General features: G+C 69.1%; 25 protein-coding genes. 16 read left to right on the top strand and 9 right to left on the bottom strand.

Annotation, left to right across the window (positions count from 1 at the left end):
- The first annotated feature begins 96 nt into the window (after positions 1 to 96).
- From rsmD to NRY95_13830, 7 genes are all read left to right on the top strand, one after another.
- Positions 97 to 702, top strand: coding sequence for a 16S rRNA (guanine(966)-N(2))-methyltransferase RsmD (gene rsmD / locus NRY95_13860; protein ID UYC14818.1), 606 nt, complete (start codon positions 97 to 99; stop codon positions 700 to 702).
- Positions 699 to 1,205, top strand: a complete 507-nt coding sequence (coaD, locus tag NRY95_13855; protein ID UYC14817.1) for a pantetheine-phosphate adenylyltransferase — start codon at positions 699 to 701, stop codon at positions 1,203 to 1,205. The genes rsmD and coaD overlap by 4 nt, the downstream gene beginning before the upstream one ends.
- Before the next feature lie 37 nt (positions 1,206 to 1,242).
- A complete protein-coding gene (locus NRY95_13850) occupies positions 1,243 to 1,737 on the top strand; it encodes a hypothetical protein (protein UYC14816.1) in 495 nt (164 codons plus the stop codon).
- Positions 1,738 to 2,119: 382 nt separating this feature from the next.
- Positions 2,120 to 2,404 carry a YfhL family 4Fe-4S dicluster ferredoxin gene (locus tag NRY95_13845; protein ID UYC14815.1) on the top strand — a complete coding sequence of 95 codons (285 nt, stop codon included), beginning with the start codon at positions 2,120 to 2,122 and terminating at the stop codon, positions 2,402 to 2,404.
- Positions 2,401 to 4,146, top strand: a complete 1,746-nt coding sequence (gene ggt / locus NRY95_13840; protein UYC14814.1) for a gamma-glutamyltransferase — start codon at positions 2,401 to 2,403, stop codon at positions 4,144 to 4,146. Before NRY95_13845 ends, ggt begins: the two co-directional genes overlap by 4 nt.
- A gap of 116 nt (positions 4,147 to 4,262) precedes the next feature.
- Complete coding sequence (locus NRY95_13835; protein ID UYC14813.1) at positions 4,263 to 5,156, top strand: MBL fold metallo-hydrolase; 894 nt, start codon at positions 4,263 to 4,265, stop codon at positions 5,154 to 5,156.
- Between the two features lie 176 nt (positions 5,157 to 5,332).
- Entirely contained in the window at positions 5,333 to 6,979 is a 1,647-nt protein-coding gene (locus tag NRY95_13830) for a glycoside hydrolase family 9 protein (protein UYC18591.1), read from the top strand.
- A 140-nt stretch (positions 6,980 to 7,119) separates the two neighbouring features.
- Here the strand turns inward: NRY95_13830 and NRY95_13825 are convergent, their stop codons facing one another.
- The 3 genes from NRY95_13825 to upp form a co-directional block, all read right to left on the bottom strand.
- Complete coding sequence (locus NRY95_13825; GenBank protein UYC14812.1) at positions 7,120 to 7,428, bottom strand: hypothetical protein; 309 nt, start codon at positions 7,426 to 7,428, stop codon at positions 7,120 to 7,122.
- Positions 7,425 to 7,718, bottom strand: coding sequence for a hypothetical protein (locus NRY95_13820; GenBank protein ID UYC14811.1), 294 nt, complete (start codon positions 7,716 to 7,718; stop codon positions 7,425 to 7,427). Before NRY95_13820 ends, NRY95_13825 begins: the two co-directional genes overlap by 4 nt.
- A 271-nt stretch (positions 7,719 to 7,989) precedes the next feature.
- Positions 7,990 to 8,622 (bottom strand): uracil phosphoribosyltransferase, encoded by a 633-nt coding sequence (gene upp / locus NRY95_13815; protein UYC14810.1) that lies wholly within the window; start codon positions 8,620 to 8,622, stop codon positions 7,990 to 7,992.
- Positions 8,623 to 8,822: 200 nt separating this feature from the next.
- Here upp and NRY95_13810 point away from each other — a divergent pair, with 200 nt between their 5' ends.
- Both NRY95_13810 and NRY95_13805 read left to right on the top strand, forming a co-directional pair.
- Positions 8,823 to 11,303 carry a TonB-dependent receptor gene (locus tag NRY95_13810; protein UYC18590.1) on the top strand — a complete coding sequence of 827 codons (2,481 nt, stop codon included), beginning with the start codon at positions 8,823 to 8,825 and terminating at the stop codon, positions 11,301 to 11,303.
- Entirely contained in the window at positions 11,303 to 12,463 is a 1,161-nt protein-coding gene (locus NRY95_13805) for a phytase (protein ID UYC14809.1), read from the top strand. The genes NRY95_13810 and NRY95_13805 overlap by 1 nt, the downstream gene beginning before the upstream one ends.
- A gap of 90 nt (positions 12,464 to 12,553) precedes the next feature.
- Here the strand turns inward: NRY95_13805 and NRY95_13800 are convergent, their stop codons facing one another.
- The 3 genes from NRY95_13800 to NRY95_13790 form a co-directional block, all read right to left on the bottom strand.
- Entirely contained in the window at positions 12,554 to 14,035 is a 1,482-nt protein-coding gene (locus tag NRY95_13800; protein UYC14808.1) for a PepSY domain-containing protein, read from the bottom strand.
- A complete protein-coding gene (locus NRY95_13795; GenBank protein UYC14807.1) occupies positions 14,022 to 16,196 on the bottom strand; it encodes a TonB-dependent receptor in 2,175 nt (724 codons plus the stop codon). Before NRY95_13795 ends, NRY95_13800 begins: the two co-directional genes overlap by 14 nt.
- Positions 16,197 to 16,269: 73 nt before the next feature.
- Complete coding sequence (locus NRY95_13790) at positions 16,270 to 16,623, bottom strand: DUF3088 domain-containing protein (protein ID UYC14806.1); 354 nt, start codon at positions 16,621 to 16,623, stop codon at positions 16,270 to 16,272.
- Positions 16,624 to 16,722: 99 nt separating this feature from the next.
- On the opposite strand from NRY95_13790, the gene ftrA reads away from it, so the two are divergent.
- Positions 16,723 to 17,709 (top strand): transcriptional regulator FtrA, encoded by a 987-nt coding sequence (gene ftrA, locus NRY95_13785; GenBank protein UYC14805.1) that lies wholly within the window; start codon positions 16,723 to 16,725, stop codon positions 17,707 to 17,709.
- Between the two features lie 191 nt (positions 17,710 to 17,900).
- Here ftrA and dmeF read toward each other — a convergent pair whose 3' ends face one another.
- Positions 17,901 to 18,911 carry a CDF family Co(II)/Ni(II) efflux transporter DmeF gene (gene dmeF, locus NRY95_13780; GenBank protein UYC14804.1) on the bottom strand — a complete coding sequence of 337 codons (1,011 nt, stop codon included), beginning with the start codon at positions 18,909 to 18,911 and terminating at the stop codon, positions 17,901 to 17,903.
- A 63-nt stretch (positions 18,912 to 18,974) separates the two neighbouring features.
- On the opposite strand from dmeF, the gene NRY95_13775 reads away from it, so the two are divergent.
- Positions 18,975 to 19,253, top strand: coding sequence for a metal/formaldehyde-sensitive transcriptional repressor (locus NRY95_13775; GenBank protein UYC14803.1), 279 nt, complete (start codon positions 18,975 to 18,977; stop codon positions 19,251 to 19,253).
- Between the two features lie 154 nt (positions 19,254 to 19,407).
- Here NRY95_13775 and NRY95_13770 read toward each other — a convergent pair whose 3' ends face one another.
- Positions 19,408 to 19,707 carry a hypothetical protein gene (locus NRY95_13770; GenBank protein ID UYC14802.1) on the bottom strand — a complete coding sequence of 100 codons (300 nt, stop codon included), beginning with the start codon at positions 19,705 to 19,707 and terminating at the stop codon, positions 19,408 to 19,410.
- Between the two features lie 13 nt (positions 19,708 to 19,720).
- Entirely contained in the window at positions 19,721 to 21,217 is a 1,497-nt protein-coding gene (locus NRY95_13765; GenBank protein ID UYC14801.1) for an aminotransferase class III-fold pyridoxal phosphate-dependent enzyme, read from the bottom strand.
- Between the two features lie 128 nt (positions 21,218 to 21,345).
- On the opposite strand from NRY95_13765, the gene NRY95_13760 reads away from it, so the two are divergent.
- The 5 genes from NRY95_13760 (at position 21,346) to secD (ending at position 26,700) form a co-directional block, all read left to right on the top strand.
- Complete coding sequence (locus tag NRY95_13760) at positions 21,346 to 21,777, top strand: Lrp/AsnC family transcriptional regulator (GenBank protein ID UYC14800.1); 432 nt, start codon at positions 21,346 to 21,348, stop codon at positions 21,775 to 21,777.
- Between the two features lie 115 nt (positions 21,778 to 21,892).
- A complete protein-coding gene (gene queA / locus NRY95_13755; protein UYC14799.1) occupies positions 21,893 to 22,978 on the top strand; it encodes a tRNA preQ1(34) S-adenosylmethionine ribosyltransferase-isomerase QueA in 1,086 nt (361 codons plus the stop codon).
- Between the two features lie 69 nt (positions 22,979 to 23,047).
- Positions 23,048 to 24,193 carry a tRNA guanosine(34) transglycosylase Tgt gene (gene tgt, locus NRY95_13750; GenBank protein ID UYC14798.1) on the top strand — a complete coding sequence of 382 codons (1,146 nt, stop codon included), beginning with the start codon at positions 23,048 to 23,050 and terminating at the stop codon, positions 24,191 to 24,193.
- A 261-nt stretch (positions 24,194 to 24,454) separates the two neighbouring features.
- Positions 24,455 to 24,799: a preprotein translocase subunit YajC gene (yajC, locus tag NRY95_13745; protein UYC14797.1), complete on the top strand. Its 345-nt coding sequence runs from the start codon at positions 24,455 to 24,457 to the stop codon at positions 24,797 to 24,799.
- 56 nt (positions 24,800 to 24,855) lie between these two features.
- Complete coding sequence (secD, locus tag NRY95_13740) at positions 24,856 to 26,700, top strand: protein translocase subunit SecD (protein ID UYC14796.1); 1,845 nt, start codon at positions 24,856 to 24,858, stop codon at positions 26,698 to 26,700.
- Positions 26,701 to 26,766 lie beyond the last annotated feature (66 nt).

The following is a 26,766-nucleotide window of genomic DNA, read 5'->3' as shown; positions in this document are numbered from 1 at the left end:
CGCTGGTCTATCATCCTGGCCCCGTTCCGTACCGCCGCCATCGATGCCGAGCCCGCGCCCGTTTCCTGCCGATCCCTTGCCGTGGCGACGCCGCCGATGAGCCGCGCCGGCGCGGGCCAGGTGCGCATCATCGGCGGACGCTGGCGCAACACGCGGCTGCCGGTGCCGGACCTGCCGGGGCTGCGCCCGACCTCCGACCGGGTCCGCGAGACCCTGTTCAACTGGCTGCTGCCGGCGCTGCCCGGCGCACGCGTGCTGGACCTGTTCGCCGGCAGCGGCGCGCTCGGCCTGGAGGCGGTGTCGCGCGGCGCGGCCTCGGCCTGCCTGGTCGAGCGCGACCCGGCGCTGGCCGCCGGCCTGCGCGCCAGCGTCGCCAGGTTGCAGGCGCAGGCGCAGGTACAAGTGGTGCACGACGACGCGCTGCGCTGGCTGCAGGCGCCGGGCAGCGACGCCCCGGCCGACATCGCCTTCGTCGACCCGCCGTTCGCCGCCGGGCTGTGGGACACGGTGCTGCAGCGGCTGCCGGCACGGCTGGCCGCCGACGCCTGGCTGTATGTGGAGTCGCCGGCCGGGCAGGCGCCCGCCCTGCCGGCGCCGTGGGCGCTGTACCGCGAGGGCGGCAGCCGCGAGGTCCGCGCTGCCCTGTACCGGCGCGCCGCTGCTACACTTCCCCGCGACCTTCACGCGGTATCCAACGCATGACCGTGGCCCACAGCCGCATCGCCGTCTACCCCGGCACCTTCGATCCGATCACCAACGGTCACATCGACCTGGTCAACCGGGCCGCGCCGCTGTTCGAGCAGGTGGTGGTGGGCGTGGCGCAGAGCCCGTCCAAGGGACCGACGCTGCCGCTGCAACTGCGCGTGAACCTGGCCCGCGAGGCGCTGGCCGGGCACCGCAACGTGGAGGTGATCGGCTTCGACACGCTGCTGGCGCATTTCGTGCGCTCGGTCGGCGGCGGGGTGCTGCTGCGCGGCCTGCGCGCGGTGTCGGATTTCGAATACGAGTTCCAGATGGCGAGCATGAACCGGCATCTGATCCCGGAGGTGGAGACGCTGTTCCTCACCCCGGCCGAGCAACACAGTTTCATTTCGTCGTCGCTGGTGCGCGAGATCGCGCGGCTGGGCGGGGACGTGTCCGGCTTCGTGCCGCCGTCGGTGGTGCAGGCGCTGGTCCAGGCCCGCCAGGCCGCGGCGCAGCGCTGAGCCGTCCGCCATTCACAGACAAACAAGGGAGCCATCCATGAAGAATACCGTACGCGTGCTGCTGATCGCCTCGCTGGCACTGGGCTTCACCGCCTGCAAGAAGGAAGAGGCCGCCAAGCCGGCCGCCGACGCGCAGGCGGCGCTGGTCGCACCGTCCAAGGACGACGATGCCGGCTGGAAGAAGTACCTGCAGGAAGTGGCGCTGCAGAACATGGGCACCATCACCAACAGCCCGTTCCTGTACTACCTGCCGCCGGAGTCGGATGCGGATTTCCAGGCCAAGTACGAGCGCCAGGTCGAAAGCGCCACCACCGCCATCGGCCGCGGCATCCAGCCGGGCAACATGCTGGCGTTCGGTTCCTCGGCCTCGGCCAAGATGGCCGACCTGATCGCCGCCGCGTTCGCCAAGGTCGAGCCGAACAGCATGAAGGGCGTGCGCGTGGTCTACATCGGCGCCGCCGCCGACAACGCGCGCGTGCAGGCCGTGATCCAGCCGACCGGCGCCGAGTACATCTTCGTCGAAGCCAAGTAAGCGCCGTCGCGCCGGCGTGCCTGCATGGGCACGTCGGCCTGGCGTGGCGCGCCGGCCAGCGCGTGCCCGCCGACGCAGTGCCAGCTTCGGCTGGCCCGCGGCCACGACCGTCCGGCCATCGCCGGCAGCGTCTGTGTCGCGCCAGCGGCATCCATCGCCCGATCCGGCTCCTGCGCGTGCCACGGCCCAGAAGGGCGGCAGGTGTGTTGCCCGTCGTGACGCCATAGGCAACTTTGCCACAGGCATCCGCGCCGCCGGCCCGGCCCGCCGGCGTATCCAGCCGTCGCCTGCGCGACGCAGCGTCCCGCCGGACGTGACCGCGATGCCGCGGCCGCCGCGCCCGATCCGGTAAGATGGCCCGGTTAGTGCCGACTTCTGCGAAATGTCCCTCAAGATCAACGAGCTCTGCGTCAACTGCGACGTCTGCGAGCCGGCCTGCCCGAACCAGGCCATCGCGATGGGCGAGACGATCTATGTGATCGACCCGGCCCGCTGCACCGAATGCGTCGGCCATTTCGACGAGCCGCAATGCGTGGTGGTGTGCCCGGTCGAATGCATCGACCCGGATCCGGCGATCCCGGAAAGCCACGACCAGCTGCTGGCCAAGCTGCTGCAACTGCAGCGCGATCATCCCGAGTTTTACCGACAGGAGCCCCCCGCCGCATGAGAACGCTCGTCCGCCGTGTCCTGCTGCTCGCCCTGGTCCTGACGCCGCCGGCCTGGGCCGAGGCGCCGACGGCCGCCGTCGCCGCCACCCATCCGCCCGGCGCCGCGGTCGCCAGCGGCCATCGCCTGGCCACCGAGGCCGGCCTGCAGATCCTGCGCGAGGGCGGCAACGCGTTCGACGCGGCGGTGGCGGTGTCCTCGACGCTGGCGGTGGTCGAGCCGATCAGCTCCGGCCTGGGCGGCGGCGGCTTCTTCCTGCTGCACGACGCCAGGACCGGCAAGGACGTGATGCTGGACGCGCGCGAAGTCGCGCCGGAGGCGGCCAGTGCCGACAAGTTCCTGGACGGCAAGGGCGCGCTGGACCGCGACCGCTCGGTCAACGGCCCGTGGTCGGCCGGCATTCCCGGCCTGCCTGCGGCGCTGGTGGAACTGGCGACCAGGCACGGCAAGCTGCCGCTGCAACAGTCGCTGGCGCCGGCGATCCGCATCGCCCGCGACGGCTTCCCGGTGTACCGGCGCATGGCCGAGGGCTACCGGTCGCGGCGCGAGGTGATGGAGCGCTATCCCGGCACCCGCGAGGTCTATCTGCGCAACGGCAAGCCGATCGCCGAAGGCGACCTGTTCAAGCAGCCGGAACTGGCCAACACCCTGCAGTTGCTGGGTGCCAAGGGCTTCGACGGGTTCTACCGCGGCGCCACCGCCAAGAAGCTGCTGGCCGGGGTCAAGCAGGCCGGCGGCCACTGGACCGCCGAGGAGCTGGCCGGCTACACGGTCAAGCAGCGCACGCCGATCCGGTTCGACTACAAGGGCTGGACCATCACCACCGCGCCGCCGCCGTCGTCCGGCGGCATCGCCCTGGCCAGCATGCTGCAGATCCTGGAAGGCTACGACCTGAAGGCGATGGACCCGGTGCACCGCACCCACCTGGTGGTGGAGGCGATGCGCCGCGCCTACCGCGACCGCACCTTCTTCCTCGGCGATCCGGACTTCACCGCGGTGCCGCAGCGCGTGCTGCTGAGCAAGGACTATGCGGTGGGCCTGCGCTCGACCATCAACCCGGAAAAGGCCACGCCCAGCGATCTGCTGTCGGGCCAGCCGACCCCGCTGGAAGACGACGAGACCACCCATTTCTCGATCATCGACGGCGAGGGCAACCGGGTCGGCGCGACCCAGACCGTGAACCTGCTGTTCGGCTCCGGGCTGATTCCCAAGGGCACCGGCGTGCTGCTCAACGACGAGATGGACGACTTCGCGCTCAAGCCCGGCACGCCCAACGCGTTCGGGGTGATGGGCTACGCGGCGAACGCGCCCAAGCCGGGCAAGCGCCCGCTCAGCTCGATGTCGCCGACCTTCATGGAGAACGCCGACAAGGCGATCGTGCTCGGCACCCCGGGCGGCAGCCGCATCATCACCATGGTCCTGCTCGGCATCCTCGGCTACGACGACGGCCTGAGCGCGCAGCAGGTCGCCGCGCTGCCGCGCTACCACCACCAGTGGCTGCCGGACGTGATCGAGGCCGAGAGCGGCACCTTCGACGCGGCCACCGTGCAGGGCCTGCAGGCGATGGGCCACGCGCTCAAGCTGCCCGGCGACAGCGCCGAGGGCGGCCGCGGCTCCAGCCACGTGTGGGGCAACCTGCAGACGGTGGAATGGGACAAGCGCAGCAACACGCTCAGCGGCGGCAGCGACCCGCGCAACGAGGTCGGCAGCGCCGAGGTGCTGCTGACAGCGCCGGCGCTATGAGCCATGGCCTCGGCAGCCCGGCGACGGCGGCTGTCGTGCCGTGGCGACTTGTCATCGCCGCGTAGCGCCTGCGCGCCTTTTCCGAGTCCCGAGTCCCGAGTCCCGAGTCCCGAAAAATGAAGCTCTGGTCCATCCAAGGCAATTCCCAGAAGCTCGACGGCGGCGCGATGTTCGGCAACGCGCCCAAGGCGATGTGGCAGCAGTGGGCCGCGCCCGACGACGGCAACCGCATTGCGCTGGCCTGCCGCGCGCTGCTGGCGCGCCCGCTGGCCGGCAAGACGGTGCTGTTCGAGACCGGTGTCGGCGCGTTCTTCGCGCCGCCGCTGCGCGAGCGCTACGGGATCCAGGAAGACCGCCACGTGCTGCTGGAGTCGCTGCACGAGGCCGGCGTCGCGCATACCGACATCGACGTGGTGGTGCTGAGCCATCTGCACTTCGACCACGCCGGCGGGTTGCTGGCGCCCTGGCGCGAGGGCGCCGCGCCGGAGCTGCTGTTCCCGAACGCGCGCTTCCTGGTCGGCGCGGCGCACTGGCAGCGCGCGCTGCAGCCGCATCCGCGCGACCGCGCCAGCTTCATTCCCGAATTGCCCGGCCTGCTCGAGGCCAGCGGCCGCCTGGAGCTGGTCGACGGCGACTACTCGCGCACGCTGGGCGAGGCGGTGCGCTTCCGTTTCAGCGACGGGCATACCCCGGGGCTGATGCTGGCCGAGATCGTCGGTGCGCAGCGGCAGGCCGATGGCCAGGCGCACGGCGGCGTTGCGTTCTGCGCCGACCTGATCCCCGGGCGCTCCTGGGTGCATGTGCCGATCACGATGGGCTACGACCGCAACGCCGAGTTGCTGATCGACGAGAAGCGCGCGTTCCTGGAGGACGCGCTGGCGCGCAACGTGCACCTGTTCTTCACCCACGACCCGGACTGCGCGCTGGCGCAGCTGGCGCGCGACGGCAAGGGCCGTTTCGTCACCACCCACGAACTGGCGACGCTGCAGGCGCGGTCGCTGGCGGGCTGAGCGCGCGCGGCGACTTCGCCATCCCCGGCTCGCGGCTGAAAGCCCGTCGCGCAGCGCTTGCAGCCGTCATCGTGGCCGGCCAGTATCGGCGCATGAACCTGCCCATCGCCTTGCGTTGCCTGCTTCTCGCCTGCCTGCTCGTCGGTGGCTGCGCCTCGCGTTCCGAGGAAGCCGCCATGTCGCCGATCCGGCTCAACCAGGTCGGCTACCTGCCGGCCGCCAGCAAGCTCGCGGTGGTGCCCGATGGCCATGGCGACGCGTTCGCGGTCGAACGCGCCGACTCGGGCAAGGTGGTGCTGCGCGGCACGCTGGGGCCGGCGGCGATGTGGGCGCCGGCGCAGCAGACGGTGCGCATCGCCGACTTCTCCGGGTTGCGCACGCCGGGCCACTATCGCCTGCGCGTGGACGGGCTGCCGCCGTCGGACAGCTTCGCCATTGCCGCCGACGCCTACGATGCGGTGGCGCGCGCGGCGCTGAAGGCCTACTACTACAACCGCGCCAGCACCGCGTTGCCCGGCGAGTACGCCGGCCGCCACGCGCGCGCGCAAGGGCATCCGGACACCCACGTGCTGATCCACGCCTCGGCGGCTTCGCCAGGGCGCCCGACCGGTACGGCGATCTCCGCGCCGAAGGGCTGGTACGACGCCGGCGACTACAACAAGTACGTGGTCAATTCCGGCATCACCGTGTACACCCTGCTGGCCGCCTACGAGCAATTCCCGGCCTACTTCGCCGCGCAGAAGGAAGGCATCCCGGACAGTGGCGGCGGCGTGCCCGACATCCTGCGCGAGGTCGACTGGAACCTGCAGTGGCTGCTGGCGATGCAGGATCCGGGCGACGGCGGCGTCTACCACAAGCTGACCAACCTGGACTTCGGCGGCATGCAGATGCCCGACCAGGCGCGCGCGCCGCGCTACGTGGTGCAGAAGAGCACCGCGGCCACGCTCGATTTCGCTGCGGTGATGGCCCAGGCCAGCCGCATCTACGCCCCGTTCGACGATCGCTTCGACGGCGTGTCCAGGCGCATGCTGCAGGCCTCGCGCCGCGCCTGGGCCTGGGCGCAGGCGCATCCGGACGACGTCTACCGGCAGCCGGCGGACGTGCACACCGGCGGCTACGACGACGCCAAGCTCGACGACGAATTCGCCTGGGCCGCCACCGAGCTGTACCTGGCCACCGGCGAGGACGCGTTCTACGACGCGGCGATGGCGCGCAACGTGCACGCAAGCGTGCCGGACTGGGGCTCGGTCGGCGGGCTGGCGTGGATGTCGCTGGCGCAGCACCGCACGCGGCTGAGCGCGCATGCGGACCAGGCGCGCATCGCGCAGGAGATCGACAGCGTGGCCACGCAGCTGCTGCATACCTGGCAGGGCTCGGCGTGGAAGGTGGCGATGGCGCCGGGCGATTTCCACTGGGGCAGCAACAGCACCGCGCTGAACCAGGCGATGCTGCTGCTGCAGGCCTATCAGCTGCAGCACAAACCCGAGTATCTGCAGGCCGCGCAGTCGCAGCTGGACTACGTGCTCGGGCGCAATCCGCTGGGCATGTCGTTCGTGACCGGCATCGGCGCGCGTTCGCCGATGCATATCCACCATCGCATCTCCATCGCCGACGGCGTCGCCATGCCGGTGCCGGGCCTGCTGGTCGGCGGTCCGCAGCCGGGCCAGCAGGACGCCGGGGAGTGCAAGCATGGCTATGCCTCGTCGCTGCCGGCGCTGTCCTACCTGGACCAGGAGTGCAGCTACGCCAGCAACGAGGTGGCGATCAACTGGAACGCGCCGCTGGTGTACGTGAGCGCAGCGCTGCAGAACCTGCAGCGCTGAGCGCGCGCCAGCGCTGGGAATAGGCCTTGGCTTTGGCTTCGTGGGTGCGGTTGCGCGCCGTGGCGGTGGCGTTGAGACGAATTGCGCAAGAGGCTTTTCCAGCGGCAAAATGGCCAGGCATCCGCGCCGCGCCTTTTCTTTTATTTCCTGGGTGCTGACAATCTGCCGATGACGCCTGTCATGACCGATACCAACAGTCCCATGCCAATCTTCTTTTGCTCCACGTCGCCGAATATGAGCAGTAGAGCGGCGATGATTCCACAGACAACGACGATGGCCAGCAGTGCAATGGTGACCAGGTTCTCCGACTTATGGCGGTGGGCTTGATCTCTCTCGTCTTCTTTCGACTCAACCGTCACTTTGAACTTCGCGTCTCCATTTTTCGGAGTCAGCATGTGCAGGATGTTGGGCGTCGTCTCCGGTCTGACTTCCTTGTCGGGATCGTTCATTCCATCTCCGCCGCACTGTGCCTCGGAACCGCGAATCCATCTTCTCGGGTAAGCTCGCTCAGGTCGCCCCAATCGCCGGTAACGGTGAACGATGTGGTGATGTCTGCCTCGCCCTGCGGCGTCTGCTCGTAGAGTCCAAGCTTTTTGCCTTCCGATTTGCCTTTGAGTGCCGCGGCGTACAGCCCTAGCGCCTCTTGCAAGATGGTGTTGGCGTCTTGGTGCGTACCCTCGGCCAAAGTACCCAGGATCTGAACCATGTCATTGGAGATCGAGAATCTCTTAGTGCTCATGTTGCTGCACTCCTGTCGTGCCGATGTTGCCTGTATATGCCGTCGACATGGGGACATCCTTGCACGCTACAAGCTGGGCTGCTGCGAGCAAAAGCAGGAGTTCCTCCTGTGCGCGGTCAGCTTATCGGAGCGCGGATTCACGAATATGAAAGAAGGTATTCAGGAGTGCCAGGTGGAATTTCAGGAGTAAAGATTGTTTGGCGGCGTCTGCCGATGCATTTTTTCATTGACATAAGCTGCCATCGGTTTCCGCCAGTGCGATCGCCGCGGCTCAGCCCACCCGGGTGCCGAAGATGCGGTCGCCGGCGTCGCCGAGGCCGGGCAGGATGTAGCCCTTGTCGTTGAGGTGGTCGTCGATCGCGGCGGTATAGACCTCCACGTCCGGATGCGCCGCTTCCAGCGCGCGCAGTCCTTCCGGTGCGGCGACCAGGAAGATGCCCTTGATCCGCCGCGCGCCGGCGCGCTTGAGCATGTCCACGGTGGCGATCAGGGTGCCGCCGGTGGCCAGCATCGGGTCCAGGATCAGCGCGTCGCGTTCCTCCAGGCGGCCGGTGAGGCGCTCGAAGTACGGCACCGGTTGCAGCGTCTCCTCGTCGCGCTGCAGGCCGACCACGCTGACCCGCGCCGCCGGGATCAGCGCCAGCACGCCGGGCAGCATGCCCAGCCCCGCGCGCAGGATCGGCACCAGAGTGATCTTGGCGCCGGCGATGCGCTGCACCTGGGTGGGGCCGGCCCAGCCGTCCATCGTGTGCGTCTCGGTTTCCAGATCGGCGGTGGCCTCGTAGCCGAGCAGGGTGCCCAATTCGGTGACCAGTTCGCGGAAGCCCTTGGTGCTCAGTGCGGCATCGCGCAGTAGGCCGATCTTGTGCTGCACCAGCGGATGGCGGACTTCGACGATCTTCATGGGCGCACTCGCAACGGGGGTGCGCACAGTGTGCCGCAGCCGGCTCCGTGGCCGCCAGCTGCCTGTCCGGGGCCGGCGTGTCACTAGCACGCAACGTGTCGGAAATATGTTGTTTCCCAATTCTTAACGTTAGAGGGGGATCCGCGTCCGTGCATACCGTGCCTAGCAAGACTCCGTTGTTCGTGGCGATCGCGTTCGGCCTGGGCGTCGCCTGCGCCGCCTGCGGCGCGCAGGCCGCCGACGCCGCCGATGCGGCGATCGACCTGGATCGGGTCGAAGTCCGCCCGCAACTCGAGGCCCAGGCCCGCGCGGTGGACCTCAAGCGCGAGTCCGATGCGATCCTGGACGCGGTCTCGGCCGACGAAGTCGGCGACTATCCGGACCAGAACGTGGCCGAATCGCTGCAGCGCCTGCCCGGGGTCAGCGTCACCCGCGACCAGGGCGAGGGCCGTTTCGTGGTGGTGCGCGGGCTGGACACGGCGCTCAACAGCGTCAGCATCGACGGCGTCGCCATCGGTACCCCGGAGAGCGACAACCGCGCCGCGCCGATGGACGTGATCCCGTCCGAATCCACCGAGCGGCTGAAGCTGGTCAAGTCGCCGACCCCGGACATGCCCGGCGATGCGATCGGCGGCGCGATCCTGGTCGAGTCGGCCTCGGCGTTCGATCGCGACGGCCGCAGCATCCGCGCCAAGCTCGAGGCCAATCACCAGCAGCTCAGCGGCAAGACCAGCCCCAAGGCGGCGTTCAACTACAGCGACCTGTTCGCCGACGACACGTTCGGGATCGCGCTGGGCCTGAACTACCAGGACCGCGAGTTCGAGTCCGACAACACCGAAGGCGAGTACGACGCGATCGACAACGGCGACCTGGTCATGGTCGAGCAGCAGCGCCGCAAGTACCACATCGACCGCAAGCGCATCGGCGCCAATCTCAACCTGGACTGGCATCCGGACCAGGACAACCGCTATTACCTGCGCACGCTGTTCAGCAGCTTCAAGGATGCCGAGACCCGGCAGAACACGGTGATCTCCTTCGACGCCGACGACATCCAGGCCAACGGCGACGGCACCTACTCGGCGCCGGTGGACAAGCTGTCCAAGCGGGTGCGCTACCGCACCAAGCAGCAGGACACGCTGGCGGCGAGCTTCGGTGGCGAGAACGACCTGGGCGGCGCGGTGCTGGACTACCAGGCCGGCTATACCAAGACCCGCGAGCGGGTGAACGACGAGAAGGAGGCGCGCTTCAAGTACGACGGCGACGATCTCGACGCGACCATCGACCAGAACGGCCGCCTGCCGGCCATCGGCCTGTCCGGCGACGACTGGGTGTCCAACGGCAACTACGTGTTCGACAAGTTCGTGCTCTCGCCCGGCCGCACCGACGACGACGAATACAGCGCAAAGATCGACGTACGCTTCGACGCCGACAACGCCAGCTACAAGTTCGGCCTGCTCGGGCGCTGGCGCGACCGCGACGTGGACAAGAACGAGAGCGAGCTGTCCGAAGGTCCCGACATCGACCTGGCCGACTGGACCGTGGCGCCGCCCGAACACCGCCACAACAGCCTGGGCCAGGCGTTGAGTTCCTCGGCGATGCGCGCCTACTGGGCGCGCAACGGCAGCCAGTACAGCGCCGACGACGGCGATGTCGGCAGCAATGCGGTCGGCGCGTTGTCGCAGGACTACGTCGCCAAGGAAGACGTGCTGGCCGCCTATGCGATGGGCACCTGGGAGATCGGCGCACTGCGGGTGATCGCCGGCGTGCGCGTGGAGAGCACCCGGTTCAAGGCCAGCGGCTACCAGGTCGATGTCGGCGACGACGGCGAGTCGTTCGCCGCCAGCGCGCTGCAGGCCAGCAGCCGCTACACCAATGTGTTGCCGGGCCTGCACCTGCGCTGGAACGGCGGCGAGGACTGGTCGCTGCGCGCGGCGCTGAACAAGACCGTGTCGCGGCCCGGCTTCGGCCAGGTCGCGCCGCACGCGACCATCAACAACGACGACGAGGAAGTGGAACTGGGCAATCCGAACCTGGATCCCTACGCGTCGACCAACCTCGACCTGTCGTTCGAGCGCTACCTGGGCAAGACCGGCATCGTCTCGCTGGGCCTGTTCGGCAAGTCGATCGACGGCTACATCGTGGACACGGTGATCGACAACGATCCGGCCTACGCCGGTTACGACGTCAGCATGGCGATCAACGGCAAACGCGCCAAGGTCTACGGCGCCGAGTTCAACTGGCAGCAGCAGTTCGCGTTCCTGCCGGAAGGCTGGAACGGCCTGCTCGGCGGCGTCAGCGGCACCTGGCTGCATACCGAGTTCGAACCGGGGCTGGAAGATCGCCAGGGCGAGGACTTCACCCTGCCGCGCGCTTCCAGGAACGTCTACACCGCCTTCCTCGGCTACGAACGCGACGGCTTCTCCACCCGGCTCTCGGCGGTGTACCGCAGCGCGTACCTCGACGAACTGGGCAAGGCCCGCGACTACGATATCTTCGTGGCGCCCAACACCCAGCTCGACTTCAGCCTCGACTACCAGGTGACCGATACCGTGCAGTTGTACTTCGACGCCTCCAACCTGCTCGACAAGCCGCTGGAACGCTACCAGGGCACGCGTGCGCATACCCAGCAATACGAGGAATACGGCCGTACCTTCGCCGTCGGCGTGCGGGTGAAGCTGTGATGCGCGCGCATTCGGCGCTGCGCTTGAGGGCGCTGGCGCTGGCCTGCGGGCTGGCCGTCGCCTGTTCCCATGTGCCATCGGCGCCCACAGCGACCGTCGCCAAGCCGGCGACCGCCGACCGCGAACCAGACGAAGGCGCGCACCACGAGCCGCTGCTGAGCGATGCCAAGCTGGCGCACGTCGTGGTCGCCGAAGCCTTCCTCACCGCATTCACCCCGGCCGACAACCTCGATTCGCCGGCCAGCTGGACCACGCCGCAGGGCCAGCGCTGGGTCATCACCACCGCCAAGAAGAGCGGCGAACTGGTCGTATTCGATGGCGACAACGGCCAGCGCCTGCGCACCGTCGGCGGCAAGGGCGCCGCGCCCGGGCAGATGGACCGGCCCAACGGCATCGCCGTGGTCGGCGACCTGGCGCTGGTGGTCGAGCGCGACAACCATCGCGTGCAGGCGTTCTCGCTGCCGGACTTCAAGTCGGTGGCGCTGTTCGGCGCCCAGGATCTGAAGAAGCCGTACGGGCTGTGGGCGCGGCCGAAGGACGGCGGCATCGAGGTCATCGTCAGCGACAACTACATGCTCGGTGCGGACGAGGAGACCGTGCCGCCGCTGGCGCAGCTGGGCCAGCGCTTCCGCCGCTACCAGCTGCGCAGGCAAGGCAGGGCCTGGACCGCGACGCTGACCCAGACCTTCGGCGAGACCTCCGCGGCAGGTGCGATCCGCATTGCCGAATCGGTGTACGCCGATCCGGCGCACGACCGCCTGCTGCTGGCCGAGGAAGACGTGGCCAGCGGCACCCGCCTGCGCGAATACGGCCTGGCCGACGGCAAGTACCGCGGCCGCGACGTCGGCGCGGACCTGTACAAGGCGCAGGCCGAGGGCATCGCCTTGCTGAGCTGCGCCGACGGCAGCGGCTACTGGATCGGCACCGACCAGTTCAAGGACCGCAGCCTGTTCCATGTGTTCGACCGGCAGACCCTGGCGCACGTCGGCGCCTTCGCCGGCAAGGTCACCGCCAACACCGACGGCGTATGGCTGGACCAGCGCGGCGACGCGCGCTTCCCGCAGGGCGTGTTCTACGCCCTGCACGACGACCAGGCGGTGGCCGCGTTCGACTGGCGCGACATCGCGCGCAGCCTGCGCCTGAAGACCTGCGCGCAGTGAGTCGCACCGCGAGCGGCGGCGCGCGGTGTCCGCCGCTCGCCACGCGCGGGCGGTTGCGCGTCGCCGCGTCGCCGAGATGCGTACGGCAGGCTACGGCACGGCGCTGCGCGGCCAACTGGTTCGCAGGCGCCTGAAACCGAGCACGATGCCGGTCATCGAAAATGCCAGCCCGAGCAGCAGCGGCAGCACCTGCAGGACGCGTCGCAGGGTGGGGTGCTCGACCAGCCCGGGGAACCGGGTGGTGTGCAGCGCGAAGTACATCCAGTCGTAAGCCCGGCGGCTGGTGTCCAGTTGCAGCAGCGGGCGACCGCTTGCCGCGTCGATGTACAGATCGGCGCCGGTCGGCGCCGAAAGCCCGTAGCGCAATGCATCCGCTGGAATCGCGTCCGCGGCGCGGTACAGCGCGTCGTTGCGTGCCGCGGGCGATCGCCGTGCGGCCTGCGGCCAGGCGCGCTGCACGGCTGCATCGATCAACCCGGGCGGCAGCGCGCTGCGCAGGCCATTGCCGGCGGAGCCGTCCAGCACCTCCACGCGCGAAGCCGAGCCCGTCCTCGCCACCGCCACTGGATGGCCGCCGACGACGTTGAACGCAAGCTCGGTCGACCCCTGCAGCGTTCGCAATGCCGTGGCCGGTACCGGTTGCAACGCGCGCTGCAGCGACGTTCCTGCGTAACGCTCGGCAGCCGCCGGGTCGGGGATGCCGCGCGAGAACAGCCGGCCGTGGTCCATCGACAGCCACCCGCTGAAAATCCAGGTCAACACGAACGGCGCGGCGGCCAGCCCGAGGCCGTGGTGCCAGCGCCAGCAGCCCTTGAACGGCGACCAGCCGGGGCGCCGCATCGCCACGCGCTGGTAGCTCCGGTAGAGGCCGAGGTAGGTGCCCGCGCTGGCCCCGGCCAGTGCGCCGAGGGCCAGGCACCAGACCGTCCAGTCCCAGGCGGCGAAACGCTGCCGCAGCACGGTGAAATACAGCCAGTGCGGGACCGAACCGACCCAGTTCCAGGCCCGCTCCCAGGCCAGCGTGCGCTGCACGATTTCGCCGGTGCGCACCGAGACGTACAGCTGCGTACGCGGGGCATCGGCGATGGCGACGCGATAGAACGGCCGCCATGCATCGAACTTCTGGTGCACCACCCATTGGTCGTAGTCGAACGCCGCGCTCACCCGGTCCGCCGCCGTACCGGCGAAGCGTGCAGCCACCGCCCCGGCGGTCGGCGCGTCGAGCGGGCCGGCCGGCTTGCCGCTGGTCGCATCGACCGCCACCTGGGTGCGCCCGCGCCCCACCACATAGCGCGCATGACCTGCCACCGCGATCAGCCGCAACTCGCTGCCGCCGCCTGCCGCCTGCAGGGCGGCGGCCGGATCGACCCGCACCTGCGCCAGCCGCGGAACCTCGCTGCGCGCCAGGCGGGCCTGCTCCGGCAACGACGGAAACGGCACGAACACCATGACCAGGCCGCTGCCGAACCAGACCGCGAATGCCAGGCAGAACGCCACGCCGGTCCAGCGATGGAACCAGGACAGCCAGCGCAGCATGGCGCGCCAGCGATCGGAGGCGCTAGAAGCGGGCATGCAGGCTGAGCTCGTAGCTGCGCGGCTCGCCCAGGATCACCTGGCCCGGATAGTAGATGTCGGCCCACTGCACGTAGTCCTTGTCGGACAGGTTCTCGACATGCAGGCTGAGCGAGACCGACGCGCTGAGATCGTAGGTCAGGTAGGCGTTGCCGAGCACATACGGGTCCAGCCTGAGCGTGTTGGCGGTGTTTCCGTAGCGCTTGCCGACGCGGCGCACCCCGAGCCCGGCCTCCAGCGGCAGCCCGGCGATGCCACGCACGCTGGTCCAGGCATTGAACACGCTCTGCGGCACGTTCGTCGGGCGATTGCCCGAGGCATCCAGTCCGGTGTTGCTGTCGATGAAATCCCGGTACTTCGCATCGGTGTAGGCGTAGTTGGCGTTGAGGCTCCACTGCGCGGTCAGCTGTGCGTCGCCGCTCAACTCGATGCCGCGCGAGGTCTGCGCGCCGACGTTGCTCAGCACGTCCTGCTGGGTCAGCGCCAGGATGTTCTCGCGCCGGATGGCGTAGGCGGCCAGGGTGCCGCTGAACCGGTGGTCCGCGGTCGCCGCCTTGACCCCGGCCTCGATCTGGCGCGATCGGCTGAGGCCGAAATTCTCGCCGGCGTTGACGATGAAGATGTTCGATCCGACCGGATCGGTGCCGGTGCTGAAGGAAAGATAGGGGGTGATGCCGGGCGTCGCCTCGTAGACCAGGCCGATACGCGCGTTGGTCGGCCGGTAGGTGCGCGAGAAGCTGGTCGCCGCGATGTAGCTGCCGTCCGCCGCGTAGTTCTTGCGATCCAGGTCCAGCTGCTCGTGGCGCCCGCCGGTGACCAGCTTGAAGCGGTCGCTCAGGTCCAGCGCGTCTTCGAAGAACACCGCGACGTTGCGCCATTGCGTCGGGTTGCGGCGGCGCACGATGTCGCCGAAACTCCCGCTCGGTCCGTGCGAATAGGGATCGACGCTGTCGCCGTCGGGGAAGCCGCGGTCGCGCACGAAATCCAGGTCGCTGTAGTCGACGCCGACCACGAAGCGGTTGCCGAACCGGCCGAGCGGGCGGTCGACGGTGAGGCTGGTCTGGTTGCCCCAGAGCCGTTGCTCGTGGAACACGAAGAAGCGGTCGCGGTCGATGCGCGAGGTGGCGGTGTCGTAGGTGTAGCTCTCGGCGTTGATCCAGCGCCGCGACGCGCGGAAGTAGTAGCTCAGGTTCTGCAGCGTGATTCCCTCGCCCAGCGTCCATTTCAGCAAGGCCTGCGGCCACACCTGGTGCGCGGCGATGTCGGCGTCGGCCACGTTGTAGTTGTTGCCGCGCATCGCGCGGTCCACGACGTAGCCGTTGGGCGCGGCGAGCAGTCCGCGAATCGGATCCTTGGCGCTGGCGGCCGGCACCAGCGGGGTGCCGAAGTAGGTGGTCGGGTTGTCGTTGGCGTAGTCGATGGACAGCTGCGCGCTGAAGTCGTCGCGTGGGCGCCACAGCAGCGAGAACGTGGCATTCAGCGCGCTCGAGTTCGCGCCATGCACGTAGCCGTCGGAGGACAGCCGGCTGATGTCGAACCGGTACGCCAGCGTGTCGCTGAGTCCGCCGCCCGCGCCGACGCCTGCCTCCCTGCCGCCGAACCGCGAGATGCCGGCCATCAGTTCGTACTGGGTCGGGCCGAAGGTGGGGGCCTTGTTGGTGACATTGACCGCGCCTCCCACCGCGCCCTGGCCGTAGATCACCGATGCCGGACCCTTCAGCACCTCCACGCTCTGCAGGTTGAAGGTGTTCTGCGGCCGGTTGGTCATGTTCGACGGCCCCAGATACAGGCCGTTGTGCAGGATGGTGATCTGCCCGTCGGTGAAGCCGCGCATCGAGAACGTGGCCGGGTTGCCGGGCGAACCGCCGGTGTTGACTCCCGGCAGGCTTTCGGCGGCCTTCTCGACGGTCTGCAGGCCGTGCGCTTCCATGGCCGCGGCGTTGACCGAGTCCAGCGATGCCGGCGTCTGCCGCGCCGACAGGTTCAGGCGGCTGCCGGTCGGGGTGAACTGTTCCAGCGACCGCACCCTGCCGCTGACCACCAGCGCGTCGAGCGTCTTGGCCTCCTGTTCCGCGGGCGCGGTGGTGGTGGAATCCTGGGCGGCCGCCGTCGACGGGACGCCGGCGGCGATGGCCAGGGCGATGAGGGTCGGTCTGCTCATGATGCGCTCCAGGAAGGATGCGGAGGGAACGTGCGCACGCGAGCGTGCGACGACGCGCGCAGGGTCTGCACGGCTAGCGCTGGCTGGGCAGCCCGCCGCGTGCCGACAGGTAGCGGCGAATGGCGTCGGGCTGGTCGTTGAAGCGCAGGCGTCCGTGCAGCGTGAAGGCGACCCCATGCGTGTCGGAGTCGCCGGCCAGCACCAGCACCGGCAGCGACTGGTGCGCCTCGCCGAGCAAGGCCACCACCGCCGAGCGTGGGCGCTCGAAGGCGATGCGCTGCACGTCGAGCCACGCCAGCACCTGGGGATACAGCGCCAGCACTCCCTCGATCGCGATCCCGTCGCCGCAGTAGAACGGCCCCTGGCCGTCGACGTGGAAGCCGGGAGCGGCGAGGAACAGCGTGTCGCGGGTCGGGCAGATGTTCATTGCGGTCCTGAGCCGGTGGTGAGGCAAGCGCGTGAAGATGATGTTGCGATGCAAAAACCTGCCTTGAAAGTGGCGTGAATGCCATATATCGTCAAGATCATGCCAAAGCCTGCATCGCGCCGTCCGGTCCCGCATGCGCCGCTCGTCGTGGTGCTGGCCTACGACCAACTGGGGTTGTTCGAATTCGGCATCGCGACCGAGATCTTCGGCTTGCCGCGCCCGGAGGTCGGGCCCAACTGGTACCGCTTCGCCGTCGCGGCGGCGGAGCCGGGCGATCTGCGTGCGCTCGGCGTGCGCTCGCTGCGCGTCGATGGCGGGCTGGAGCTGCTGCAGCAGGCGCATACGATCATCGTGCCCAGCTGGCGCGGGCCCGATGCCGCCGCTGCGCCGGCCCTGCTCCGCGCACTGCAGCAAGCCAAGCGCCGCGGCGCGCGCATGGTGTCGATCTGCGCCGGCGCCTTCGTCCTGGCCCAGGCGGGGCTGCTGGCCGGGCGCAGGGCGACGACGCACTGGCGCCACGCAGCGGCGCTGGCGGCGCAGTATCCGCAGGTGTCGGTGGACCCGGCGGTGCTGTACACGGACGACGGCGACATCCTCACCTCTGCCGGCAGCGCGGCCGGCATCGATTTGTGCCTGCACATCGTGCGCCGCGATTTCGGACCGGCCATCGCCAACCAGGTCGCGCGCCGCCTGGTGATGCCGGCGCACCGCGACGGTGGCCAGGCGCAGTTCATCGAGCGGCCGGTGCCGGTGCCCAGGGAAAGTTCGCGCCTGGGGACGCTGCTGGAAGGCGTGACCCGCGACCTCGCTGGCGCGCATACGGTCGCCTCGATGGCCGCCGACGCCGGCATGAGCGTGCGGACCTTCCTGCGCCGGTTCCAGGCCACCACCGGCCAATCGCCCGGCGAGTGGCTGGCGGGCGCGCGCGTGACGCGTGCCAAGGAGATGCTGGAGCGCTCGGCCATCCCGGTGGAGGAGATCGCCACCCTGTGCGGATTCGGTTCTTCGGAGACGCTGCGGCATCACTTCCGCAGGCGCCTCTCGCTGACCCCGACGCGCTACCGCAAGCTGTTCGGGGCCATGTGACGCGGCGCGCCGGGCACGGGGCGGCGCTGCGCCCGGCCTGCGTGTGCGGCGGATGCCCGGGGCCGGCGCTCGCCGTTTTCGTGGCAGGCCTGCGCTGGCTTGGTGCATCCAGCAGCGTCCGCGGATCGGCGCCAGCACGCACAGCGTCGCAGCGGCGAGCGTGCGCCGCGATGCGGCCTGCGCAGTGCCGGTCAGGCCGTCGGCGCAGCGCCGGCGACGTGAATTTCCACCGTGATGTGCGCCAGTTCCTCGTGCACGCCGAGCGCGCTGCGGACATCGTCGGCCGCCACGTCCGCCGCGGTCACCAGGCTGATGACGCAGGCGTACTTGTCGCCGCCGACCCGCCACACGTGGAGATCGCTGATCGCCGCCTCGCACGGCAGCGCGTCGATGACGTCGCGGATTTCCGCCACCACCGGCGCGTCCATCTCCGCGTCCAGCAGCACCTTGCCGGTGCTGCGCAGCAGTCCCCAGGCCCACACCGTCACCAGCACGGCGCCGACGATGCCCATGGCCGGATCCATCCACCTCGCGCCCCACAGCATCCCCACCAGCAGCGCCACGATCGCCAGGACCGAGGTGGCCGCGTCCGCCACCACATGCAGGTAGGCGGCGCGCAGATTCAGGTCCTTGTGGCCATGGCCATGCCCATGCTGATGGTCATGTGCGTGTGCGTGTGCATGTCCATGTCCATGTCCATGTCCATGATGGTGGTCGTGCCCATGCCCGTGATGCGCATGGTCATGGGAGTCGCGTAGCCACCAGGCGCAGATCAGGTTGACCAGCAAGCCGATGAAGGCGATGACGATCGCCTCCTGGTAATGGATCGGCGTCGGCGAAAACAGGCGTTCGACCGACTGGAACGCCATCAAGCCGGCGACGCCCAGCAGCAGGATGGCGCTCGTGTAGCCGCCCAGCACCTCGACCTTCCACGTTCCGAACGCGAACCGGGCGTTGCCGGCGTGACGGCGGGCGAAGGCGTAGGCGAACAGCGCCAGGCCCAGCGCCAGTGCGTGCGAACTCATGTGCCAGCCGTCGGCGAGCAGGGCCATGGAATTGAGCGTCCAGCCGCCGACGATCTCCACCACCATCATGATCGCGGTGAGGACGACCGCCCTCCTGGTGCTGCGCTCGGCAAGCGGATTGCCGCCGGCGAAGGCATGTGAATGAGCGCGTTGCGCCGCAGTGGCCGAAATCGACATGGAGGAGGTCGCCTGAGATAAGATACCCCCCTATCGTATACAAATTACCCCGGAGGGGTATATATGGCGCACCTCAACGACAACAAGCCCAAGCTCCTCGCCCGCGTGCGGCGCCTGCGCGGGCAGGTGGAAGCGCTGGAGAAGGCGTTGAGCCAAGCGCAGGACGTGGACTGCACGGCGCTGCTGACCCAGGTCGCCGCCGTCCGCGGGGCGTCGCAAGGCCTGATGATCGAGCTGCTGGCCGACCACCTCAAGCACCATGTGGCGAGGCCCGAACAGATCGACGAACGGGAACTGGCGGTCGCGGATGTCGCCGTCATCCTCAAGAGCTATCTGAAGTAGCGCGCTCCGCCGAATCGGCCGCCATGCCAGGCCGCGCGGCCCGGCACGGTATCCAGGCGCGCACGGCAACCGTCCGCGCCGCGGCCGTGTGGCCGGCGCAGGTTCGTTGCAGGGGCAGTGCGGCGACCGTGCATGCGAGCACGGCGGCGGCGCTTCACCGCGCCAGGCGGTAGAGCACGAACGCGGCCAGCGCCAGCAGCGCCCAGCACGCCAGGCCCAGCGCCATCACCGCATCGTCGCTGGCGACCAGGCTGCCGCTGGCATTGCGGTAGACCAGCGGATGGCCGCGGTGGCGCGTGCCGGACCGGCGCGGCGGCCGGTCGCGGCGGGCCTCGGCGCGAATCCAGCCCAGCGACAGCACCGGCAGCAACAGCCGGCCGCTCCAGTAGCCGAACAGCGCCACCAGCAGTTCGAACAGCGGCCGGGCGATCGCCTCGGCCAAGGCCTGCAGCATGCGCCGGCCGGCCTCAGGCGGCCGCGGCCTGCGCCAGTCGCGGGCCCTCGCGCAGCGCGCGGCCGATCAGCCCGACCAGCAGGTCCAGTTCCTCGCCATCCATGCCGAAATGCGGGGTGAAGCGCAGCGAGTTCTCGCCGCCGTGGATCACGTTGACCCCGTGCTGGCGCAGCCATTCCTCGGTGGAGCCGGCGCCGTAGCACTTGAACTGCGGCGCCAGCGCGCAGGAGAACAGCAAGCCGGTGCCCTGCACCTGGGTGATCAGCCCGCCGAGTTCGGCCTTGAGCTTCTCCAGCTTCTGCACCGCCTCGGCGCCGCGCGCGCGGATGTTGGCGCGCACCTGCGGGGTCAGCTGCGCCAGCGTGGCGCTGGCCACGTCCAGCGCGCGCGGGTTGCTGGTCATGGTGTTGCCGTAGGTGCCCTTGCGGTACAGCTGCGCGGCGTGCTCGGTCACCGCCAGCACCGACAGCGGGAACTGCGCGGCGTTGAGCGCCTTGGAATAGGTTTCCATGTCCGGCGGATCGAGCTGCTCGAAGCCGGGATAGTCCACCACCGACAGCACGCCGTGGGCGCGCAGTCCGGCCTGGATCGAATCGACCAGCAGCAGGCTGCCGTGGGCGCGGGTCAGCTCGCGCGCGGCGGCGTAGAACGCCGGCGGCAGCGCGCGGCCCGGGTCGCCTTCGCCCATCACCGGCTCCAGGAACACCGCCTCGACGAACCCGCCGTTGTGCTCGGCATCGGTGAACGCGCGGCGCAGCGCGTCCACGTCGTAGGGCGCGATCGCGATCACCGAGTCCTCGCCGCGATAGCTGGCCAGGTGCTGCACGTAGGCCTTGCGGCTGGAATCGGAATACAGCCCCGGCCGGTCGGTGCGGCCGTGGAAGCTGCCCTTGACCACGATGCGCTTGATCTTCGCGCCGGCATGGCGCGCGCCCGGGTCGGTCTGCAGCTTGGCGTTGATGTCGGCGATGCGCGCGGCCAGGCCCACCGCTTCGGAGCCGGAGTTGAGGCACATGAACTTGCTGTACGGACAGCCGCCGCGCTGCTGGCCGATCTCGGCACGCAGCGCGCGGTCGAAGCGCAACTGCGACAGGCTCGGGGTCATCACGTTGGCCATCGCCTGCGGCCGCGCCATCGCTTCCAGCACCGCGTCCGGGGTGTGGCCGAAGCCGAGCATGCCATAGCCGCCGGCGTCGTACAGCACCGCGCCCTTCAGCGTGACCACCCACGGCCCGCGCGCGGCCAGCGCCACGTACGGGGTCACCGCGTCGTCGGCGTAGAAGTTGACGAAGCCAGCCTGCAGGGTGCGGATCTGTTCGCTCTCGTCCAGCTCCAGCAGGTCGGCGAACTCCGGCGCCAGGCGCGCGTAGTCGGCCGCGGCGGCGGCGATCGCGGCGCCCAGCTGCGGATGCGAGGCGGCCAGGCGGTCGATGCCGGCATCGTCCAGGCCGGCGGTCAGGCGGTCGCCGGCATGGGCGCGCAGCGGGGCGAGGGGGCCGAGTACGGTCATGCGGGATCTCCTGGAGGCGGGTGGTTCATCGATAGACCTTCTATTATCGGGACCGGATCGTCGGTTGGCAGAGTTGATTTGTGCAGGAAATCGGATAATTTCGTCGATTCGACGAAATTTGGCCGCACATGAAGATCACCTCCTCCGACGAACGCCTGCTCTCGCTGCTGCGCGAGGACGCCCGCGCCTCCACCGCGCAGATCGCGCGCAAGCTCGGCCTGTCGCGCACCACCGTGCAGAGCCGGATCGAGCGGCTGGAGCGCGAGGGGGTGATCTGCGGCTACACGGTGCGCACCCGCGACGACTTCGAGCAGGGCCATATCCGCGCGCACATCCTGATCACCGTACTGCCGAAGAAGATGACCTCGGTGGTCAAGGCGCTGCGCGAGATCGACGAGATCCGCGTGCTGCACTCGGTCAGCGGCGCCTACGACCTGATCGCGCTGGGCGTGGTGCCCGGTGTCAACGACATGGACGTGCTGACCGACCGCATCGGCGCAGTCGACGGGGTGGAGCGCACCACCTCGTCGATCATCCTGTCGACCAAGTTCGAGCGGTGAAGGGCCGGGATTGGTGATTCGGGATTGGGGATTCGCAAAAGCGGAGCAAGCGACCTCGCTCTTGCCAATCCCCAATCCCGAATCCCGAATCCCGAATCCCGGCCCTCCAGCTACAATGACCGGCCATCTGCACTGTGATCCGCCGGCCTTGAAGAAGTCCGATTTCCGCTACGAACTGCCCGAGGAACTGATCGCGCAGGCGCCGCTGGCCGAACGTTCCGCCAGCCGCCTGCTGCTGGTGCCGCCGGCACCGGCGCCGTTCGCCGACCGCCAGATGCGCGATCTGCCCGAGCTGTTGCAGCCGGGCGATCTGCTGGTGTTCAACGATACCCGGGTGATCCCGGCGCGGCTGTTCGGCAACAAGAGCAGCGGCGGCCGCGTGGAGATCCTGATCGAACGCCTGCTCGGCGGCCAGCGCGCGCGCGCGCAGCTGGGCGTGAGCAAGTCGCCCAAGGCCGGCGCGCGCATCGCCCTGGATGCCGGCGGCGAGGCCGAGGTGCTTAGCCGCGACGGCGAGTTCTACCAGTTGCAGTTCCATGTCGCCGATACGCTGGAGGCGTGGCTGCAACAGGCCGGGCGCCTGCCGTTGCCGCCGTACATCCGCCGCGAACCTGGACTGGACGACCGCGAGCGCTACCAGACCGTGTTCGCACGGCAGGCCGGCGCGGTCGCTGCGCCGACCGCCGGCCTGCATTTCGATGCGCCGTTGCTGGAGGCGCTGCAGGCGCGCGGCGTGAGCGTCGGCCATGTCACCTTGCACGTCGGCGCTGGCACCTTCCAGCCGGTGCGGGTGGAAGCGCTCGCGCAGCATGTGATGCATCGCGAATGGCTCAACGTCGGCGCCAGCCTGGTCGAGCAGGTGCGGCGCACGCGCGCCGCCGGCGGCCGCGTGATCGCGGTCGGGACCACGGTGGTGCGCGCGCTGGAGAGCGCATCGAAGGACGGCGAGCTGCATCCGTTCGCCGGCGAAACCCAGATCTTCATCCTGCCCGGCTACCGCATCCGCAGCGTCGATGCGATGGTCACCAACTTCCATCTGCCGGAAAGCACGCTGCTGATGATGGTCTCGGCCTTCGCCGGCCGCGAGCGCATCTTCGATGCCTATCGCCACGCGATCGCGCAGCGCTACCGCTTCTTCAGCTACGGCGATGCGATGCTGTTGTGGGGCGGTGATTCGGGATTGGGGATTGGGGATTCGTAGCAATCCTCTCCGTCACCGCCAGCGCGCTTTGCCAATCCCGAATCCCGAATCCCGAATCCCGGCCTCTCAATGTCCCGATTGCAGTTCCAGCTCGACACCACCGACGGCGCCGCGCGCCGCGGCCGCCTGACCTTTCCGCGCGGCACGGTGGAAACCCCCGCGTTCATGCCGGTCGGCACCTACGGTTCGGTCAAGGGCGTGCTGCCCGAGCAGATCCGCGCGCTGGGCGCGCAGATCATCCTCGGCAACACCTTCCACCTGTACCTGCGGCCGGGGCTGGACGTGATCGGCGACCACGGCGGTCTGCACGGCTTCGCCCGCTGGGACGGGCCGATCCTGACCGACTCCGGCGGCTTCCAGGTGTTCTCGCTGGCGCACCGGCGCAAGATCAGCGAGCAGGGCGTGACCTTCGCCTCGCCGACCGACGGCGCCAAGGTGTTCCTGGGGCCGGAGGAGAGCATGCGCATCCAGAAGGTGCTCGATTCGGACATCGTGATGATCTTCGACGAGTGCACCCCGTATCCGGCCACCGAGGACGTGGCGCGGCGCTCGATGGAGCTGAGCCTGCGCTGGGCGCAACGCTCGCGCGAGGCGCACGAGGCCTTGAGCAACGACGCGGCGCTGTTCGGCATCGTCCAGGGCGGCGTGCATGCGGAGCTGCGCACGCGCTCGATCGAGGGCCTGCAGGCGATCGGCTTCGACGGCTACGCGATCGGCGGGCTGGCGGTGGGCGAGCCGGAGCACGAGCGCAACGCGATGCTCGAACACCTGCATCCGCGGTTGCCGGCCGACCGCCCGCGCTATCTGATGGGGGTGGGGCGGCCGGAGGACCTGGTCGAGGGCGTGGCCCGCGGCGTGGACATGTTCGACTGCGTGATGCCGACCCGCAACGCGCGCAACGGCCACTATTTCACCTCGTTCGGCACCGTGCGCATCCGCAACGCCCGCTACGAGCGCGACCTGGCGCCGATCGAGCCGGGCTGCGGCTGCCACGCCTGCAGCGGCGGCTATACCCGCTCCTACCTGCGCCACCTGGACCGCTGCAACGAGATGCTGGCGCCGATGCTGGGCACCCTGCACAACCTCTGGTACTACCAGAAACTGATGGCCGACATGCGCGCGGCGATCGCCGCGGGAACCTTTGCCCAGTTCCGGCGGTCCTTCTATGCGGCACGCGGAGTGGAAGCAACGCCACTCCCATCGGAGCAGGAATAAGCCCCTCTCCCCCCGGGAGAGGGGTTGGGGTGAGGGTACGGGGCGCAGCCTCGCGAGCATCGAAAGCACACGAGGCTGCGCCCGTACCCTCATCCGCCGCTGCGCGGCACCTTCTCCCGCAGGGAGAAGGGAGGACGCGACGGCCGTTCCGGGAGCAAGGGGAGATCGTGGCATAATCGGCGGCTGCTTGCCGCCCCCGGCGACAAACCAGCGGTCCGTGCCCCCAACGGCGACGGGCTGCCCAAACCATAGGACACACCGATGAACCCGCTCGATTTCCTGATACCCGCAGCCCAGGCGCAGACCGCCGGTGCCGCTCCTGCCGCTGGCGGCGGCATGCAGATGTTCCTGCTGCCGATCATCCTGATCGCGGTGATGTACTTCGTGATGATCCGCCCGCAGATGAAGCGGCAGAAGGAGCACAAGTCGATGCTGGACAAGCTCGGCCGCGGCGACGAGGTCATCACCTCCGGCGGCGTGGCCGGCGTGGTCACCGACATCGGCGACCACTTCATCACCGTGGAAATCGCCGACAACGTGCGCATCCGCGTGCAGAAGGGCGCCATCGGCAACGTGCTGCCCAAGGGCACGCTGAAGTCCGCCTGATCCATTTCTCTTACTGCTAGGCGCGGCGCCGGCGTGGCGTCGCGCGGGGTCCTGCAATGCTCGAGTTTCCGCGCTGGAAGTATTTCCTCATCCTGATCGTGCTGGCGTTCAGTGCGTTGTACGCGCTGCCCAACGTCTACCAGAAGGACCCCTCGGTACAGATCACCGCCAGCCGCGGCGGCCAGCTCGACGAGGCCCTGCGCGAGCGGGTCAGCGCCGAGCTGAAGGCGGCCGGGATCACCCCCAAGTCGGTGGCCAAGGAGGGCGATAGCCTGATGGTGCGCCTGCCGAGCCTGCAGGCGCAGACCCGCGCCAACGACATCCTGCGCCAGCAGGTGGGCGAGAACTACACGGTGGCGCTGAACCTGGCCTCGACCGTGCCGACCTGGCTGTCGGCGATCGGCGGCAAGCCGATGGTGCTGGGCCTGGACCTGGTCGGCGGCGTGCACTTCGCGCTGCAGGTGGACCAGAAGGCGGCGCTGGACAAGCGCCTGGACGCCTTCGCCGAGGACATCCGCACCACGCTGCGCGACAGCCGCATTGCCTACCGCTCGGTCGAGCGCCGCGCCGACAACAGCATCCAGGTCGGCCTGGGCGAGGGCGCCGACGTCAACGCCGCGCGCGCCGCGCTGGCCAAGGCGCAGCCGACGCTGAGCTATGCCGTGTCCGGGCAGACCATCGCGGTCAGCGTGCCCGACGCCGAGCTCAAGCAGATCGCCGCCGGCGCGATCGAGCAGAACCTGACCACGCTGCGCAACCGCGTCAACCAGCTGGGCGTGGCCGAGCCGATCATCCAGCGCCAGGGCGAGGACCGCATCGTGGTCGAACTGCCGGGCGTGCAGGACACCGCCGAGGCCAAGCGCATGATCGGCGCCACCGCCACGCTGGAGTTCCGCGGCGTGGTCGAGGGCAATGCCGAGGACGCGGTGCGCACCGGCAACATCCCGCCGGAGGCCAAGGTGTTCCGCCTGCGCGACAGCGGCGCCCCGGTGCTGCTGAACAAGCGCGTGCTGGTGTCCGGCGACCAGATGGTCAACGCCACCGTCAGCAACGACCAGAATGGTCTGCCGGCGGTGTCGGTCACGCTCAACAACGTCGCCGGCCAGCGCATGTTCGACTACACCAGCGCCAACACCGGCAAGCTGATGTCGGTGGTCTACATCGAGCGCATCCCGACGGTGAGCATGGTCGACGGCAAGGAAGTGCGCAGCGTGCGGGTCAAGGAAGAAGCCCTGGCGCCGACCCGCATCGCCGGCGTGTTCGGCAAGAACTTCCAGACCACCGGCCTGGAGAAGGTCGAGGCCGAGAACCTGGCCAAGCTGCTGCGCGCCGGTTCGCTGGCCGCGCCGATGGACTTCGTCGAGGAATACGTGATCGGCCCGAGCCTGGGCGCGGAGAACGTCGAGCGCGGCGTCACCGCGGTGCTGTACGCGTTCCTGTTCACCCTGGTGTTCTTCGGCGTGTACTACCGCATGTTCGGCGCGATCACCTCGGTGGCGCTGCTGATGAACCTGCTGATCGTGGTCTCGGTGATGTCGCTGTTCGGCGCCACCATGACCTTGCCCGGCTTCGCCGGCCTGGCCCTGTCGGTCGGCCTGTCGGTGGACGCCAACGTGCTGATCAACGAGCGTATCCGCGAGGAGTTGCGGTTGGGCGTGCCGCCGAAATCGGCGATCGTGGCCGGCTACGACAAGGCCGGCGGCACCATTCTCGACGCCAACCTCACCGGCCTGATCGTCGGCGTGGCCCTGTACGCGTTCGGGACCGGCCCGCTGAAGGGCTTCGCGCTGACCATGATCATCGGCATCTTCGCCTCGATGTTCACCGCGATCACCGTGTCGCGCGCGCTGGCGACGCTGATCTACAGCCGTCGCAAGAAGCTCAAGTCGCTGGCGATCTGATGCGCGCGTCTTTCGCAAGAACCCGCATCTCCATGTGCGGGGTCAACATTATGAAGAGCAGGTCTG

The sequence above is a fragment of the Xanthomonas campestris pv. phormiicola genome (genome assembly GCA_025666215.1).
Lineage (GTDB): Bacteria > Pseudomonadota > Gammaproteobacteria > Xanthomonadales > Xanthomonadaceae > Xanthomonas_A > Xanthomonas_A campestris_A.
Note: the sequence above shows the minus strand (reverse complement) of the source record. Positions and strands in the feature narration are given on the sequence as shown.